Source organism: Blastocatellia bacterium (genome assembly GCA_025054955.1).
GTDB lineage: Bacteria > Acidobacteriota > Blastocatellia > HR10 > J050 > JANWZE01.
In genome coordinates, this window is record JANWZE010000001.1 from 1 (window position 1) to 15,523 (window position 15,523).

At 55.5% G+C, this 15,523-nt stretch carries 16 protein-coding genes; all 16 read left to right on the forward strand.

Annotated elements, in window-relative coordinates; genetic code table 11:
• The first annotated feature begins 1,432 nt into the window (after positions 1-1,432).
• Positions 1,433-2,023 (forward strand): hypothetical protein, encoded by a 591-nt coding sequence (locus tag NZ823_00005; protein MCS6803512.1) that lies wholly within the window; start codon positions 1,433-1,435, stop codon positions 2,021-2,023.
• A gap of 22 nt (positions 2,024-2,045) precedes the next feature.
• Positions 2,046-2,330, forward strand: coding sequence for a 2Fe-2S iron-sulfur cluster-binding protein (locus tag NZ823_00010; GenBank protein MCS6803513.1), 285 nt, complete (start codon positions 2,046-2,048; stop codon positions 2,328-2,330).
• Between the two features lie 54 nt (positions 2,331-2,384).
• A complete protein-coding gene (locus tag NZ823_00015) occupies positions 2,385-3,203 on the forward strand; it encodes a hypothetical protein (GenBank protein MCS6803514.1) in 819 nt (272 codons plus the stop codon).
• Positions 3,204-3,210: 7 nt separating this feature from the next.
• Complete coding sequence (locus NZ823_00020) at positions 3,211-3,441, forward strand: 4Fe-4S binding protein (GenBank protein MCS6803515.1); 231 nt, start codon at positions 3,211-3,213, stop codon at positions 3,439-3,441.
• A 47-nt stretch (positions 3,442-3,488) separates the two neighbouring features.
• Positions 3,489-4,466: a DMT family transporter gene (locus tag NZ823_00025; GenBank protein MCS6803516.1), complete on the forward strand. Its 978-nt coding sequence runs from the start codon at positions 3,489-3,491 to the stop codon at positions 4,464-4,466.
• Positions 4,453-5,628 (forward strand): amidohydrolase, encoded by a 1,176-nt coding sequence (locus tag NZ823_00030; protein MCS6803517.1) that lies wholly within the window; start codon positions 4,453-4,455, stop codon positions 5,626-5,628. The genes NZ823_00025 and NZ823_00030 overlap by 14 nt, the downstream gene beginning before the upstream one ends.
• 142 nt (positions 5,629-5,770) lie before the next feature.
• Positions 5,771-6,499 (forward strand): cyclase family protein, encoded by a 729-nt coding sequence (locus tag NZ823_00035; protein ID MCS6803518.1) that lies wholly within the window; start codon positions 5,771-5,773, stop codon positions 6,497-6,499.
• Between the two features lie 51 nt (positions 6,500-6,550).
• Positions 6,551-7,507: a DMT family transporter gene (locus NZ823_00040; GenBank protein ID MCS6803519.1), complete on the forward strand. Its 957-nt coding sequence runs from the start codon at positions 6,551-6,553 to the stop codon at positions 7,505-7,507.
• A 40-nt stretch (positions 7,508-7,547) separates the two neighbouring features.
• Complete coding sequence (locus tag NZ823_00045) at positions 7,548-8,945, forward strand: amidohydrolase (GenBank protein MCS6803520.1); 1,398 nt, start codon at positions 7,548-7,550, stop codon at positions 8,943-8,945.
• 27 nt (positions 8,946-8,972) lie between these two features.
• On the forward strand, positions 8,973-10,028 hold the full coding sequence (locus NZ823_00050; GenBank protein ID MCS6803521.1) for a zinc-binding dehydrogenase: 1,056 nt from the start codon (positions 8,973-8,975) through the stop codon (positions 10,026-10,028).
• Positions 10,029-10,061: 33 nt separating this feature from the next.
• Positions 10,062-10,520 (forward strand): VOC family protein, encoded by a 459-nt coding sequence (locus NZ823_00055; GenBank protein MCS6803522.1) that lies wholly within the window; start codon positions 10,062-10,064, stop codon positions 10,518-10,520.
• A gap of 5 nt (positions 10,521-10,525) precedes the next feature.
• The gene (locus NZ823_00060) at positions 10,526-10,846 is read left to right on the forward strand and encodes a Dabb family protein (protein ID MCS6803523.1); all 321 of its coding nucleotides are present in this window, start codon (positions 10,526-10,528) and stop codon (positions 10,844-10,846) included.
• Between the two features lie 67 nt (positions 10,847-10,913).
• Positions 10,914-12,218, forward strand: a complete 1,305-nt coding sequence (locus tag NZ823_00065) for a glycine/sarcosine/betaine reductase component B subunit (GenBank protein ID MCS6803524.1) — start codon at positions 10,914-10,916, stop codon at positions 12,216-12,218.
• Between the two features lie 4 nt (positions 12,219-12,222).
• Positions 12,223-12,630 (forward strand): gamma-glutamylcyclotransferase, encoded by a 408-nt coding sequence (locus NZ823_00070; protein MCS6803525.1) that lies wholly within the window; start codon positions 12,223-12,225, stop codon positions 12,628-12,630.
• A 16-nt stretch (positions 12,631-12,646) separates the two neighbouring features.
• A complete protein-coding gene (locus tag NZ823_00075) occupies positions 12,647-13,951 on the forward strand; it encodes a glycine/betaine/sarcosine/D-proline family reductase selenoprotein B (protein MCS6803526.1) in 1,305 nt (434 codons plus the stop codon).
• Positions 13,951-15,249, forward strand: a complete 1,299-nt coding sequence (locus NZ823_00080; protein ID MCS6803527.1) for a glycine/sarcosine/betaine reductase component B subunit — start codon at positions 13,951-13,953, stop codon at positions 15,247-15,249. Before NZ823_00075 ends, NZ823_00080 begins: the two co-directional genes overlap by 1 nt.
• The last annotated feature ends 274 nt before the right edge of the window (positions 15,250-15,523 follow it).

Genomic DNA, 15,523 nt, shown 5'->3' on the forward strand with positions numbered 1-15,523 from the left:
CGATGCGTCTGCGGCGGGCGCAACGTTGAGAAGGCAAAATCCTATTGATGAATGTGTTCACAGTGATCCTCCCGATGTGTCAAGTTTTTTGGACGGGCTTACATGCTATCACGTGTTTTTGTCGGTTGTATAGTTGTCGCCTCATCGCCAGCCTGGTAATCATTCAATAAGATTGGCGAAGGGATAATACCAATTGCGTAGAGAAAGACCACGTTCACGCAGCCAAACAGCTTGGCGGAACTTGAGCTGACCGAGCGGTAATCTGCGGTCTGCACTCGGCATTTGGAAGTTTGGTTCCTGACGTATCGGACATCCGTTGGCACTTTTCATCCGTGGGCGAAGCTGCTCAGGAAAATCGCTCCCACAGATGACAGGTTCCCACGGGTGGAAGATCGGTTGACACGTGTTGGCGACCCCTTCCCGGTCGTGTTGGGTTCTGACACCATACGCGCAGAGAACATCGTTGACTGGCACTTGGGATGGTTTGCTCCTGCTATCCATTTTGCCTCTCAAACATAGCCTTTTTCCAGACTATTGGAGCTTGAAGCGACTGTGGTGAACTCTCTTCTTGACGAGCAGGATTGTTTATTGTATACAGAATACCGCAACCGAGAAGATGTTTGGACTCGGGGTGTATGGCTCATCGTTGGATAGGAGGTCTAACGGTTGTCATGGGTGGTTGTCTTGTGGGTCTAGAGCGGTCCTAGGTAGGAGGGCATGTGGGCAAAGTCACTGATTTAAGCTTTGACCGACAGTCTCAGTGGGACGCGGATAAAGCCGGCGGGGTGAATGTTCGCCTATTTTTGATCTGCAATGATCTGTGCGGCTTGCGTCATCCCCGTGCTCTTGTTGTTGACTCAATGCCATTGCGTGTGGAGCTGCCAGTTGACGTATCTGAAGTTTCAAACCTGAGGCGTGAAATCTGCAAAGCTGAAAACTGGTCAACTGACTCGAAGACCCCGTGTAGATAGTGGTTTAGGAAAGAACAGGTTTCTTGTTGTAATGGGCGAGCGTTAGCCTCCACCCAGGCAAAGGCCTTAACCAATGCCGCCGTATTCCGAGGCGGCGGCAGCTTGTTTGGAGGGTGCGTAGTTTGACCACTGGCCTTTGGCTTTGAGTATACGGATACCCTGTGGGACCTCCATAGGGGATACAGGATTGACAGGACGACCCCAAGAGGGCTTGAATACCCATCTATCTCTGTTGGTTTTCTTTTAAGGAATCGCCCATGTGCTATTGCACGCCACACACAATAAAAAGGACTCACACGGAGACACGGAGAGGCTCGGTTGGCCGGCCTCTGTGTTCTTAGTGTCTCCGTGAGGAAATGATCTTCACGGGAATCGGTCATGTGCAACAGCACGCCACGAAGAACGAAAACAGAGCACAGGAGGGAACGCCTGTGCCACATTCTCAAAGGAGGACTTCAATCGTGCCAGACCCATTAGCTTCTTACGCTTCAGCTCTCCTTGATTTTGTTGATGTGAACCTTTTTGATGAACGGCATCTACGGAAATTCAGCGGGTTTATGCCGTGGGGCAAGCACCACATGCTCGGTTTGCGACTGCTAGAACCGACTGGACGCCCCAATATCATGTACGGCTTGAAGAACAACACCCCGTTTGTCATGGATATTATTCGTCCTGGCGAGCGCATTGGGTTTTTGCCTGCTGAGCTTCCTCACCATTTGACTGGTGATTATGGATGGTGGCACATCAATACGACCGAGGAGATATACATTCCCGTGACGAGGACAGATGACAAAATTGCCTTCGTCATCGTCGAATCACTTTACGATGAACGTTACGATCAATTTGTTTGGTATTGCCCGACATGCTATCGGCGGTTGTTTGGGCGTGAGGTTAACACAGGACGATTGGGTGTAGATGGTTATTGGAAAGCTGAGCGTGCTGCCGTTGAAGAGTTCAACAGCGACGAACGACTGCGACTGTGCCAGGATTGTGGCACTGTTCATCCGAAGGCATACAGCTTTTTTGCGCCCGAGGAAGAAAAGAGCTGGTAGGCGCTCGCGATGGGAGGACTGGATGCCGAGCGTGACGTTTCTGCCCAGTGGAAAAGTTTGTTCGGCTGAGGCGGGCATGACGATCTTGCAAATTGCTCGCGACCACCAGGTCAATCTTTCTGAGTGTTGTGGTGGTCGAGCGATTTGCACAACATGTCGTGTGTTTGTCGAAGCCGGTTGGGAAAATCTTTCAGAAATCGGTGAGTATGAGTTTGACATGTTGGAGTTGCTGCATGTGAGTCCGACACTTCGATTGGGATGTCAAGCCAAAGTGTTTGGCGATGTCGTCGTGCGGATTCCCGAATAATGTCCTATCATAGGGCGTTCTGAGTTCACCCCTCAGGATCAAGGAGAGAAACCTATGGGTAAGTTTTCCACCTACAAGCGATTCACATTGACCGACGAAACGTCGAAGTACGAAACGGGCAAAACAATGCCGGGGATCAAATTCCTCGAAGAAGTGGAGCGGGACTACATTGAGCCGACAGCCCAGGCTCTGCTGAAGGACCCGGCGTTGCATTTGATGGCCAGCGAATCCTGCACTGATGAACAGTATTTCAAAGTGCTTGGACAGTTTTGGGCATTTGAGCGAGCGGTCGGGGCGTTACACGCCAATTGGTTGTTGGGATACACGCTTGGGCCGAACGGAGAATACCAGGAAGTGGAGTACATGGAGGTGCGTCAGATCTGGGAAGAGTTCAAACATGCGCGCCTCTATGAAGACGCCATCCTCCGGCTTGGTTATTTAGACAGTCGTTGGGAATTACATTCTCACCCGTGGTGCCAGCTTATACCGGAAGGGATGGCCTTGCTCAATTTCCTACAAGGCATGAGCCGGTATCCGATCCCGGTTCGTGCGGCAGCGAATCATCTGGCGTCGGAGGCGCCCTTTGTCTCGTGGTTTGCCAAGGCGGGCGAGGTGGTCCGAAATCGAATCGTCGCCGACTCGTTTGGCGCTCAGGTCCTTGAAGAGACGTGCCATGCCAACATTGGTCGGTACGTCGTCATGAAGTATGCTGATACGTCAGAGATTCAGGCGATGACCCGGTGGGCGTGTCAGATGGTATTGAAATACACGCAGCAATTTGGCATGGCGCTCTACGACTACCTACAGAAGCAGGAAGCCGATCAACTGCAGATTGTCGAGCGTTGGCATCGGCGTCGCAGCCGGAAGCGGTGAGGTGAGCATGGTCAAGCAGAACGTCTTTTTCCGAATCGTCGAGGAGAAATGTATTGATTGCGGCATCTGCCGAGAAGTCTGTCCGTACACGGCGGTATATATTAAGCCGATCCCTTTACGAATTAGTTTCGTGGTGGATGAGGCGCGCTGCACCGGCTGCGGGGGCGAAGATCATGCCATGTGTGTCCGGTTCTGTCCGGCGCCTGGTGCGTTGCAAGAGCTTGTGCGCGTGGCGTAATGAGCTTGTGCAGATGCTCGTTTTGACTTGCTCACTTGGACATAAGCATGAGACCTGAGCGAAAGGGAGAAGTCTTGCTGCTGCTGGTTGCCTTGATCTGGGCTGGCACCTACTCGGTTGATGGTGCGATGGTGCGGCAGGCTTCGCCGTTTCTCTATTTGACCATACGGTTTTTGCTGGCCGGTCTCTTGTTTGCCTGGTTGTTTCGGCATGTGCTCAGAGACTTGACCAAGCGAGTTGTCTGGCACGGTGTGTTGATTGGATTTTATCTCTACCTTGAGTTTTTCCTGCAACTTCAGGGGTTGGTCTATACCTCACCAGCGAAGATGGGGTTCATTACCGGGCTGTTCATTGTCATCACGCCGGTGCTCAGTGTTGCGCTGATCAATGCCCGTATCACAGTGGAGCAAGTTCTGGGAGTTCTTTTAGCCATGACCGGCTTCGCGATACTCGCGTTCCCCGAAAGTGGTGGCCGATTCAATATCGGTGACCTGATGGGCTTGGGAGCGGCGGTGGCTTCCTCGTTGCACATTCTGTATATGGGCGTCTATGTTCGGCAGCATGATGTGAATCAACTCAACCTTGTGCAGATTGTCGCGGCAGGCCTCTTTTTTCTGGTAACGGCATTGATCATTCAGGGAATTCTGGCGCTTTCGCCAACCGTGCCGGCATTGTTAGTTCAAGAAGCGCGCGGCATTCCTCTGACCTGGCAATTTCCTTTGTCGGTGATGTACACGGCGGTGTTGGCGACGGTGGTGCTGTTTTCTTTGCAGGCTCGTGGGCAGCGACACGTGACGCCGACGCGGACGGTGATCATCTTCAGTTTGTCGCCGGTGTTTGCTGCCATCATCTCGTATTTGACCCTTGGCGATTGGATCGGCTGGCGCGGTTATGCAGGTGGCTTGTTGACGGTGCTTGGCGTGATCGTATCGGAGCTGAAGCTGTGGCCGCGAGCTGCCGCAGCCGTCCGTCCTGTTGCTGACGCGCAGACGCAAGAGGGAACGTCATCAGATGGCGCTTTCTGAGTCGGAAATCATTGAGCTGATCCAGATCCGTCGGCATCTTCATCGGCGACCTGAGTTGGGATTCCAAGAAGAGGCGACGGGACGGTTCATTGCCAGTTATCTGCGTGAGCTCGGCTGCGAGGTTCAGACGGGAATTGGCGGAACAGGTGTTGTTGGCCTGTTGCGCGGCAAACACAGTGAACGAGTAGTTCTCTTGCGAGCCGACATGGACGCGCTGCCCATTCAGGAAGCCGTTCCCAGTGATTATCAATCTGAGCGGCCTGGTGTGATGCATGCTTGTGGACATGACGGACACATGGCGATGGCATTGATGGCGGCGCAACGATTGAATGCAGAAAAGTCAACACTGAACGGCTCGGTGAAGTTTGTCTTTCAGCCGGCCGAAGAACTGCTCAGTGGAGCGCAGCGGATGGTGGATGATGGTGTGTTGAATGACCCAGCCGTGCAAGCTGCGTTTGGCGTTCACTTGTGGAACAACCTTGATGTTGGGCAAGTTGGTGTGGTCGCTGGCCCGATGATGGCGTCGGTGGATCGTTTTGAGCTTTTGATCACGGGGCGAGGCGGGCATGGCGCCATGCCGCATCAGACGATTGATCCGATTGTGGTGGCGGGTCACGTAGTGACTGCGTTGCAAACGATTGTCAGCCGCTCTGTGAATCCGTTGGAGCCGGCGGTGGTGACGATCGGGACCATTCATGCCGGAACGGCCTTCAATGTGATTGCCGATACGGCGTTGATGAGCGGCACGGTGAGAGTGTTTGACCGGATCAGTTATGAATCCGTGCCGCACCAGCTTGAGCAGATTGTGGCTGGCGTTTGTCACGCATTTGGCGCTGAGTATGAGCTGCGGTACGATCGGTTCTGTGAGCCGATGGTCAATGACGCAGCGATGGCGATGTTGGCCAGTCAGGTGGCCAGTCAGATTGTTGGCACAGGTAACGTCGTTGGCACAAACGAGGCGCGCACGACCTGTGGTGAGGACATGTCGGTCTTTCTGAAGCATGTCCCCGGCTGTTATCTGTTCGTAGGTTCACGCAATCGAGCCAGGCAACTGGATCAGCCGCATCACTCCGCCCGGTTTGATTTTGATGAAGCGGCCTTGCCCATCGGAGTCGAAATTTTGGAAGGCTTAGCAAAAAGCTATTTAGCGGAAGCCGTGTGAGTGGTACCAACAGGAATCCGCACGAACCTACGTGGCGGAACTAGCAAAAAGCTATTTAGCCAAGGCTGTATGAGTGGCGCAGCGTTGTTAGAGCAATTGTGAACACACGAAGTATCTGCTGTGGCGAGTTGGGAGAGGCTGTATGAGTGGCGCAGCGTTGTTAGAGCAATTGCGGTCGGCGCGGATGGTGGATTTGACTCATCCTTACGCTGTCGGCATGCCCTACTGGCCTGGGCGGTTGCAGCATCCGTTTGAGCACATTGTCGAAGAGGTTCGACCGCGCGTCTGGGGCGGTTGCTTTACGATGGCTGAGCATTCGGGCACGCACGTGGACGCGCCGCGACACTTTGTCGCTGAAGGGCGGTCAGCCGAAGCGTTGAAGGTTGAAGAGATGATCTTGCTGGGTGTCGTCATTGATGTGAGTGATCAAGCGGCAACGGACCCCGACTATTCGCTCACGGTTGATGACATCCGGCGGTGGGAACATCGGCATGGGCCGATTCCGCTGGGCGCGGCCATCCTGCTGCACAGCGGCTGGGGGCGACGGTGGCGCGATGCCGAGGCTTATTTGAACAAAGATGCTGAAGGTGTCTTACATTTTCCTGGTTACTCTGGTGAAGCTGCCCGCTTTTTGGTTCAAGAGCGCCGGGCCACGCTGCTCGGTGTAGATACGCTCAGCGCCGATAACATGGTCAGGACGCTGGCTGAGGATTCGCCGGTTCATCGTCTCGTGCACGAGGCGGATGGTCTGATCCTTGAGAATGTGGCCCACGTGGAGAAGCTGCCAGCCACTGATTTCATCCTATTCGTTTCGTCTATTCCCATTGAAGGAGCGACAGGCGCGCCCGCGCGCGTGTTTGCGCTGGTGTAGGTAGAGTCAGCCGGCTCAAACCGGCGACTAACGGTCACAGAGAGCTTTGACATGGCAGCGCACCCCTTGCTGGTTGGTCGTCACCGTCTAACCCGATCGGGCGAGCTGTGGATGGTTGGATGTATTGTGGGTTATGTCGCGTCTTACTTATTCGACCGAGTCGCTGTTGCTCATGTTGATCCGTTGATTGGCCCGTTGTTTCGGCGATTGCCGAGCTTGTTAATGGGGGTCATTTTGATTTTCGTTCAACAGACAGCAGCGCAATTGAATCCATCCTCTGAAAAGTTTGTGGGTCGAACGACGATTGGGATTTTTCTAATTTCTGGTGTGCTGCAAACGTTTGGGGCCTTTTCTTATTATTATGCGCTTCGGTTTGGTGGGGTCACGTTGACAGCGCCGATCACCCAAACGCTCGTATTATGGGGCGCGATTGCCGGGTGGGTTTACTTGGGCGAGCGGTTTAGTCCAAAAGGGTTGATGGGGATTGCGATTGTCTCCATAGGGATCATGTTGCTCAGCTATGGGCAGAGCCGTGGCGTGGCTGTCTCGGAGCAATGGGTCTATGCTGTGCCGCTGGCCTTGGTGAGCGCGATGACGTGGGGAATCGGCGGCGTGTTGTGGCGCGATGGTCAGTTGCGAGGCGCCCATCAATCTACTTCGATCTTTTTGCAATTCAGTTCTTCTATTTTTCTGACCATTCTCGTGCTGGCGCTCATGGGGCGGCTGGAAGCGATTGCAGAGGCCAGTGGGCGAGACTTGTTGATTCTCTCTGGCAGCGGGATTTTATCCGGCATCATCGGCGTCTACTGCATGTTCATGGCTTTGCGGTTGATGTCGGTGGCCAGGGTCTATACGCTCTACTCGCTGGTGACGATTGTATCGGTGGTGTTGGCGTATGTGGTGTTAGGCGAATATATCAATAGGGTGATGCTGATAGGAATTTTGCTGACGTGTTTTGGAGTGGTGCTGGTGCAGACATTCAAGCCAGCGCGCGAGCGGGTCGCTTGAATCGTTGATATGATTTGAGCGTTCGTTGAGGGATTCTTGTATGCAGCAACAGGTTTCACCGGTTGATTATTTGATTGTCAATGGCTTGTTGGTGACCATGGACGCGACGCGTCGCGTAATCACCGATGGGGCGATTGCCATTCGCGCCGATCGCATTGTCGAGGTAGGGAAATCGGCTGAACTGATTGCCAAATATGCAGCCAAGCGCGTGATTGATGCCTCATCGAAGGTGGTCACGCCAGGCCTGATCAACTGTCATGCGCACGCCACAGGCGAACCGTTGACCAAGGGATTTGTTCCCGATGACACGCCGTTTGAGGAGAACGTGTTTCAGTGGCTCTGTCCGCTCTATTCAGTTCATGAAGCTGAAGACGAGTACCTGTCGGCGCTGCTCATCAGCATCGAGATGCTCAAGACGGGGACGACGTGTTTTTTAGAGGCGGGGACTGTATGGTTTGTTGATCGGGTGGTCGAGGCGCTTGTCGAAGTTGGGATTCGCGCGCGCGTAGGGAAGTGGGTTTGGGACATGCCGCAGGAGCCGCGCGTCTATCGGCAGACGACCGATCAAGCGATCCGCAATCTTGAGCAGACACTGGTGCAATTTCGTTCGCAGGCTGAGGGTCGGGTGCAGGCCTGGAGCATGATCATCGGGCATACAACCTGCTCAGATGAGTTGATGAAGGCGGCCAAGCACTATGCTGACGCCTATCAGGTTGGCTTGAACATGCACATGTCGCCGGCGGCGATGGACCCCGAAGGATTTTTGCAACGCACTGGCCGACGGCCGCTGGAGCATATCGCTGAACTGGGTGTCCTGGGTCGCAATGTCGTACTGGTTCACATGGTGCACGTCAACGACGACGAGTTACGAATTGCGCGTGAGCATGAGGTGAACGTGGTGCATTGCCCAACGACGGCGCTCAAAGTTGCCTACGGCGTGACGCAGATTGGCAAGTTTCCTGAAATGCTGGAGGCGGGCGTGAACGTATGCCTGGGCTGTGATGGCAACAATGCCGCCAATTACATGGACATGTTGCGGGCCGCGTATTTGGCAGCCGGATTGTTCAAGGATGCGCGGCGAGACCCGAAGATGATTCCAGCAGAGGTGGCGTTTGAAATGGCCACGCGACATGGAGCCAAGGCGATGCTGATGGCCGATGAGATTGGTTCACTAGAAGCGGGCAAGAAGGCAGACATTGTTTTGTTTGATCGGCGTCGCCCGGAGTGGGTGCCATTGCACAATGTGGCCAATTCGTTGGTGTACTCGGCGACCGGCCAGAGCGTGGACACGGTGTTTGTAGACGGACGGATCGTTGTCGAGCAGGGGCGAATGACGACGGTAGATGAAGAGGAAATCTATCGGCGCGCGCAAGCGGCCGGAGAAGCCATCATTGCTCGAACCGGATTACCACGGAAGATGAAGTGGCCGGTTGTGTAACTAAAGACCGCAGGAGACGAACCGACAATGAAGGCGATCATCTATCATGAGTTCGGCGACGTTGATGTGTTGCGGTATGAAGATGTCCCGCTGCCTGAAATCAATGATGATGAGGTGTTGGTGCGCGTCCGCGCCGTTTCGCTCAATCACCTTGATCATCTGCAACGAAAGGGACCGGCCTGGCTTCCCGGCTTCAGCTTGCCACATATCGCCGGGATGGATGCTGCCGGTGAGGTTGAGCGCGTTGGGCAACAGGTTACCAATGTGAAGCCAGGTGATCGCGTAGTGATCAATCCTTCGATCAATTGCAAGCATTGTCGCCGGTGTATCAACGGGGAAAACAATTACTGTATGGCGCTGAAGGTATTTGGTGGCAACGTCAATGGCGGTTTTGCTGAATTTGCCAAGGCGCCGGCCACGCACGTCTATCGGTTGGCGGACAACATGTCGTTCGAGGTGGCGGCGTGCATGCCGACTGTTTATGTCACGGCCTGGCACGCGCTGGTTGATCGAGGCCGGCTCTCTGTGGGTGAGACCGTGCTCATCCATGCGGCGGGCAGCGGTGTGGGCATGGCGGCGATTCAGATTGCGAAACTATCGGGAGCGTGCGTGCTGACAACAGCCGGCTCCGATGAGAAAGTGGCAAAGGCCTATAAGCTGGGCGCGGATGTCGCTATCAATTATCAGCGTGATGATTTCGTCGCCGTTGTCAAGGAAGTAACCCAGGGGCGAGGCGTTGATCTGGTGCTGGAACACATTGGTCCGGCTACATGGGACAAGAGCGTGTTGTGCTTGCGCGAGCGCGGGCGCCTTGTGCACTGCGGGGCGACGACAGGGGTGAACGTCACGATCAACTTGCCCTATTGTTATCATTTTGGAATTAACATCATTGGCTCAGATGGCTTCACCAATGCCGAGTTTGAAACCGTCTTATCGTTGTTCAATCAAGGGAAATTTAATCCTGTGATTGATAGCATCTATCGGTTGGAACAAGCTGCTGAAGCCCAGCGCCGGATGAGCGAACGGAATCTGTTTGGCAAGATCGTTTTGCGCCCTCATGAAACAACACACTCGCCGTTCTGATCACAGGCATCACTTGTTAAGGAGGACACACAAATGGAGATTGATATTAAGAGCATGGAAGTGAAGGCAAAAGCGCAGTGGACGCATCTGGCGCTTCACGTTAGGAATTTGGATGCGAGCGTTGATTTCTACACCAAACACACGCCGCTCAGAAAAATCCATGAGCGGTATGATGAAGTCACCAAGATGCGCACAGCGTGGCTCAGTGATCGTCCACCGGGGCGAGAGACGGAATATGTGTTAGTGCTAATTGAAGGGAATCCTCCGCAGATTCCCGGCGCGCAGCCGCAACTGCCGATTGCGCCGGTCAGTCACATGGGGTTTTCGGTCGAGACGCCCGAAGACGTTGATCGCATTGCTGAGCAAGCCCGCGCGGCTGGGATTCTGAAGTTTGGCCCAGTGTACCTGGATGACGTGGTCGGTTACATTTGCATCATCGCTGATCCAGACGGTCACCAATTGGAATTTTCCTATGGCCAGGTGCTGGGTTAGGGCGGATGATTCGTCATCTTGTTCTCTTCAAGTTCAAGCCGACGACAACGCGTGAGCAGAGACGGTTGCTCGCAGCGACGTTTGAGCAATTAGCCAGTCAGATCGCGGGTGTGCGACGGATCGAGGTCTATGAGGACATGCTGCGGCTGGAGGACTCATTCGATATGGCTGTGTTTGTGCTGCTCGCTGACCGCGCCAGTTTGCATCGCTATGGCGAGAGTCCGGAGCGACAGGCCGCTAGTCAGATGGCCCGTGCTTTCTGCGAGCGCGTAGTATTGTTTGACCACGAGCTTGAGGATGAGTCAACCGGAGGCGTCGGACCGTGATGGTGCGTCTTGATGGAAGAAGTCGCCTGTAGGTCCAGGAGAGCAAAAACTCAGGAGGCGTCGGACCATGACGATGCGTCTCGATGTGAATGTCTTTCCCGTAAGCAAAATCCTATTTGACAAACCAACACGACTGGAGGCGGATTGCTTGGTGGTTGACCGGGAGCAGATATGCGCCTTGGTGTTGGAAGACCCGCGCATTGCCAATGTGCAGGTGGACGTAGCCGAGCCAGGCCAGTCAGTGCGCATCATTCATGTGTGTGACGCCTTTGAGCCGCGCCTGAAAGTGGCTGGTCCGGGCGTTTGCTATCCCGGCGTGATGGGACCGGTTGATACGGTTGGTCACGGCGTGACGCATTGTCTTCGAGGCATGGCCGTGTTGCTTTCGTGCGAATATCCGCGGCTGATTGAGACCGGCATTGCCGCAGCGCCGGAAGCGATTCTGGACATGTCTGGTCCGGGCGCTCTCAGCCCGTTGTCTCAGACGCTCAATCTGGTGCTGGTGCTCGAACTGGCGCCGGGTTATTCGCAAGGCGATTACGGACAAGCTGTGCAACGAGCTGGCTTGAAGGTCTCGCGCCACCTGGCCGAGCTGACGCGCACTCAGTCGCCGTCGCACACGGAGCGTTATGAATTGCCGCCCGTTCCTCAACCACTGCCGCGGGTGGTCTACATTCATCAGATGTACACGCACTTGAACATCCCATCGCCCTACGTGACCTGGTACGGGATGCCGATCACCGATTGGATGCCGATGTGGGTCCATCCCAATGAAATCCTCGATGGAGCGTTGCTTTCGGGCGTTGTCGGCAAGGATGCTGTGCGTCCGACCTCGTGGGAGCATGTCAATCATCCAATCATCCGCCGGCTCTACGCCGCGCACGGGACCGAGGTGGATTTTGCCGGCGTCATTCTGCATCGCACGCGGTTTGAGGTGTTCGAGGAAAAGCAGCTATCGGCCAACCAAGCGGCCAAGCTGGCTCAATTGATCGGAGCGACGGGTGCCTTAATCACTTGGGTCGGCGCCGGCAATGCCTTCATTGAAGGCATGCTGACAGTTCAAGCGTTGGAGCGAGCTGGTATCAAGTCGGTCTTCATGACGTATGAACATGGCGGACGCGAAGGGGCTGAATCGCCGCTGATGTTCACCGTGCCTGAGGCTGACGCCATTATATCGGTCGGCAGTTTGGATCGTCCAAAGGTGTTGCCGCCGGTCGCTCGCGTCATCGGTGGAGATACGGTGAATTTAAATCCTGAAGCGGGCGAAGAACGCATACCGGCGGCTGGGGAAATTGCTCTGGATTGGCATCTGCCTGTGCTGAGCGGCACCGATAATTGGGGCTTCGGCTGTCAGACCTGTGTGGAGTATTAACGGCATGAGCGCGACCTATCATCTGGCTGTCAATGGCACGCTGATGCGCGGGTTTGAACTCAATAAGAATTTGCTTGATGTCGGCGCCACCTTTGTGTGTGAGACGAAAACGGCCCCGCACTATCGCCTCTGGTCAATTGATGACCGGTATCCTGGCATGCTCCGCGTTCAACCGCCGGAGCGGGGCGCCGCTATCACGGTTGAGGTCTGGGCGCTCGATGCCGCTGGCCTGGTCACGGTGTTGGCCGGCGAGCCGCCCGGACTCGCCATCGGGCAGGTGCTCCTCGCCGACGGAACGTCCACATTCGGCGTGTTGGCTGAGCCATGGATTATTGCGGGTCAGCGCGAGATCACCGAGTTTGGTGGATGGCGTGAATATCTGCGTGCAGTAGGGAGGTCGGCTGGTGAGTAACAGACCGATTCGAGTTGTGCATTACCTGAATCAGTTTTTCGGCGGCATCGGCGGCGAAGACAAGGCCGATGTTGGCTGGCAGATTCGTGAGGCGCCGGTTGGCCCCGGCGTTGGATTGCAGCGGCAGTGGGGCGAACGAGCGCGCATTGTGGCAACGCTCATCTGCGGCGATAACTACTTCCAAGATCACATTGCGACGGTTCGCGCTGAGGCGCTCGCCGCGCTCAAGCAATATCAACCTGATGTCGTTGTTGCCGGGCCGGCGTTTCATGCCGGGCGATATGGCTTGGCCTGCGGCCAGGTGTGCAAGCTCGCTGTCGAACAGGGGATCGCGGCAGTCACTGCAATGTATCCGGAGAATCCAGCCGTCTCGCTTTATCATCGTGACGTTTACATTTTGCCCACAGGTGATTCGGCCGCTCAAATGCGCGACGTGCTGCCACGTTTGGCCGAATTTGCTTACCGACTCGCTTGCGGGGAAACGATTGGCCCGGCGCACCGTGAAGGATACATCGCGCGTGGTGTGCGTCAGGTGGTGTGGGACGAACGGACAGCCGCTCAACGCGCCGTGCAGATGTTGAGAGCCAAGCTTTTCGGCGAACCATATCAAAGCGAAGTGCCCGTTGAAGCCTTTGATCGCATCACGCCGGCTCCGCCGGTGAACGATCTGTCTATGGCTTCGCTGGCCATTGTCACGACATCGGGATTGGTCCCTGCGGGCAATCCTGATGGGTTTAAGAGCATGAATGAATCGCGCTGGCAGTCTTACCCGATTGCCGATGAGCAAGCTTTGCGGGCCGGTCAGTGGGAGCCGGTGCACGGTGGATATGACACGCGCTTTGTGCGGGAGAATCCTCATTTGGTTGTACCGCTCGATGGATTGAGAGAATTAGAGCGTGAGGGTGTGATTGGGCGGCTCCATCCGATGTTGCTTGCCACCGTCGGCGTGGGGACGCCGATCTCAGCCGGGAAACGCATGGGAGAAGAAATCGCCGACGAGCTGCATCGGGCCAATGTCAGCGCGGCGATTTTGACATCCAACTGAGCGACCTGTTCTCGTTGCGGCGCAACGATAGCCAAAGCAATTGAAGAGGCCGGTATTCCGGTTGCTTTCATTACAGCGTTAACAGCGTTGGCTCACGATGTCGGCGCGCCCCGCATTGTGCAAGGCATCGCCATTCCTCATCCTTGTGGAAATCCGGCGTTGCCGCCTGAACGTGATCGTCAACTGCGTCGGCGCATCTTGTTGACAGCGTTGAAAGCCTTGCAGACACCGGTGGAGACACCAACCGTGTTTCGTGATCCTCAAGTGCTCGTTTGATGCGATTGGAAGTAGGGACATTTCACGTCAGCAAGGTGCGTTCGGCCGCTGCCACTGAGCTTGTCGGTGACGAGCTGCGCATCAACCAAGACGAATTGATCGCCTTGGTCATGGAAGACGCGACATTCCGTCACGCTGAGTTGGCTGTTGTGCATCCAGGTGAGAATACGCGCATCATTCATGTGCTTGATACGATTGAACCGCGCGTGAAAGTCGCCGGCCCCGGTGGCGCGTTTCCTGGCTTGATCGGTCCGATGGATACAGTGGGTCAGGGAAGAACACATCGGTTGGCCGGACTCGCCGTGATGGAGACAGCCGAAGTGCCCTGGCGTCAAACTGGCGGTCTGCTGCGCGTGCGTGAGGGGATTGTGGACATGACCGGACCCGGCGCCGACTGTAGCCCGTTTTCTCAGACGGTCAATCTGGTCCTCGTGCTTGAGCTACAGCCGGATTGTTCCGATGAAGAATACGATCATGCGATTCGATTGGCCGGGCTCAAGGTAGCCGACCGTTTGGCCAGGACTACTGTGGATCAAGCCGCACCGCAGTATCGCACCTATGATCTGACGCCGAGCGATGCATCACTGCCGCGCGTTGTTTACGTCCATCAAATTCAATCGCAAGGACCGTTCTCGCGGACGTTTTACTATGGTCAACATCTGGACCAGTTGATACCAACGCTTGTCCATCCTAATGAGCTGCTGGACGGCGCGTTGGTCAGCGGCAACAACGTGGGACAGAGTATGAAAACGCCGACGTGGTTGCACTGCAATAATCCGGTTGTGCAAGAGCTGTATGATGGGCATGGCCGCGAATGGAACTTCTGTGGCGTCATTCTCTCGCGCGGTCACTACTACGGCATTGATGAAAAGCAGCGTAGCGCCCATCAAGTGGCCAAGCTGGCGCAGATGCTCGATGCGCAGGGCGCGGTGGTGACATGGGAAGGCGGCGGCAATTCAATTATCGAAGCCATGCTCACGGTTCAATCGCTGGAGCGTGCCGGCATCAAGACAACAATCATTGCTTATGAACTGGGTGGCCCGGATGGACGGGCAACACCAACGCTGCTCTACTCAGCTCCTGAAGCTGATGCCATTGTCAGTTGTGGAACCTATGAGCGTCCAGTGCAATTGCCGGCTGTTGAACGCGTGGTCGGTGGCACGCATGTGCGACTGGATCGCGCAGGCGAGGCAACGATGCTGCCGGCAGTTGGTCCCTTGCACTTTGACACGAGTTTGGAAATCTACTGTAGCGTTAATCAAGTGGGATTTGGTCGCCGCCGCTGCGTTGCTTATTGAATTGAGCTGAAGCGCAGTCCGAGCCGTCACGCGCGTGCGCTTGCAACGGTTTCCGCAGTAGACCAAGTCACAGGATATGCCGACTCAAGCAAGACAGCAAATTGAAGACCCGCGAGCGCCTGCTTCAAGCGGGCTCAGGCGGGCACGCTAGAGGCGTGCGCTCCCGGGGCTTTTCAGAGGAGCATGCGTTTTGGAGTGCGGCGGCAAGCCCGCAGGGCGCGACGCCGCTTTGGCCTGGTGCGGAGTGTTGGGACGGAAAGCGCCGTCGCCGCTT

Coding starts and splice junctions, on each gene's coding strand:
- NZ823_00015 (MCS6803514.1), top strand. CDS start 2,385: ATGGGTAAGTTTTCCACCTACAAGCGATTCACATTGACCGACGAAACG.
- NZ823_00045 (MCS6803520.1), top strand. CDS start 7,548: ATGCAGCAACAGGTTTCACCGGTTGATTATTTGATTGTCAATGGCTTG.
- NZ823_00030 (MCS6803517.1), top strand. CDS start 4,453: ATGGCGCTTTCTGAGTCGGAAATCATTGAGCTGATCCAGATCCGTCGG.
- NZ823_00040 (MCS6803519.1), top strand. CDS start 6,551: ATGGCAGCGCACCCCTTGCTGGTTGGTCGTCACCGTCTAACCCGATCG.
- NZ823_00060 (MCS6803523.1), top strand. CDS start 10,526: ATGATTCGTCATCTTGTTCTCTTCAAGTTCAAGCCGACGACAACGCGT.
- NZ823_00050 (MCS6803521.1), top strand. CDS start 8,973: ATGAAGGCGATCATCTATCATGAGTTCGGCGACGTTGATGTGTTGCGG.
- NZ823_00065 (MCS6803524.1), top strand. CDS start 10,914: ATGACGATGCGTCTCGATGTGAATGTCTTTCCCGTAAGCAAAATCCTA.
- NZ823_00080 (MCS6803527.1), top strand. CDS start 13,951: ATGCGATTGGAAGTAGGGACATTTCACGTCAGCAAGGTGCGTTCGGCC.
- NZ823_00070 (MCS6803525.1), top strand. CDS start 12,223: ATGAGCGCGACCTATCATCTGGCTGTCAATGGCACGCTGATGCGCGGG.
- NZ823_00010 (MCS6803513.1), top strand. CDS start 2,046: ATGCCGAGCGTGACGTTTCTGCCCAGTGGAAAAGTTTGTTCGGCTGAG.
- NZ823_00035 (MCS6803518.1), top strand. CDS start 5,771: ATGAGTGGCGCAGCGTTGTTAGAGCAATTGCGGTCGGCGCGGATGGTG.
- NZ823_00025 (MCS6803516.1), top strand. CDS start 3,489: ATGAGACCTGAGCGAAAGGGAGAAGTCTTGCTGCTGCTGGTTGCCTTG.
- NZ823_00055 (MCS6803522.1), top strand. CDS start 10,062: ATGGAGATTGATATTAAGAGCATGGAAGTGAAGGCAAAAGCGCAGTGG.
- NZ823_00020 (MCS6803515.1), top strand. CDS start 3,211: ATGGTCAAGCAGAACGTCTTTTTCCGAATCGTCGAGGAGAAATGTATT.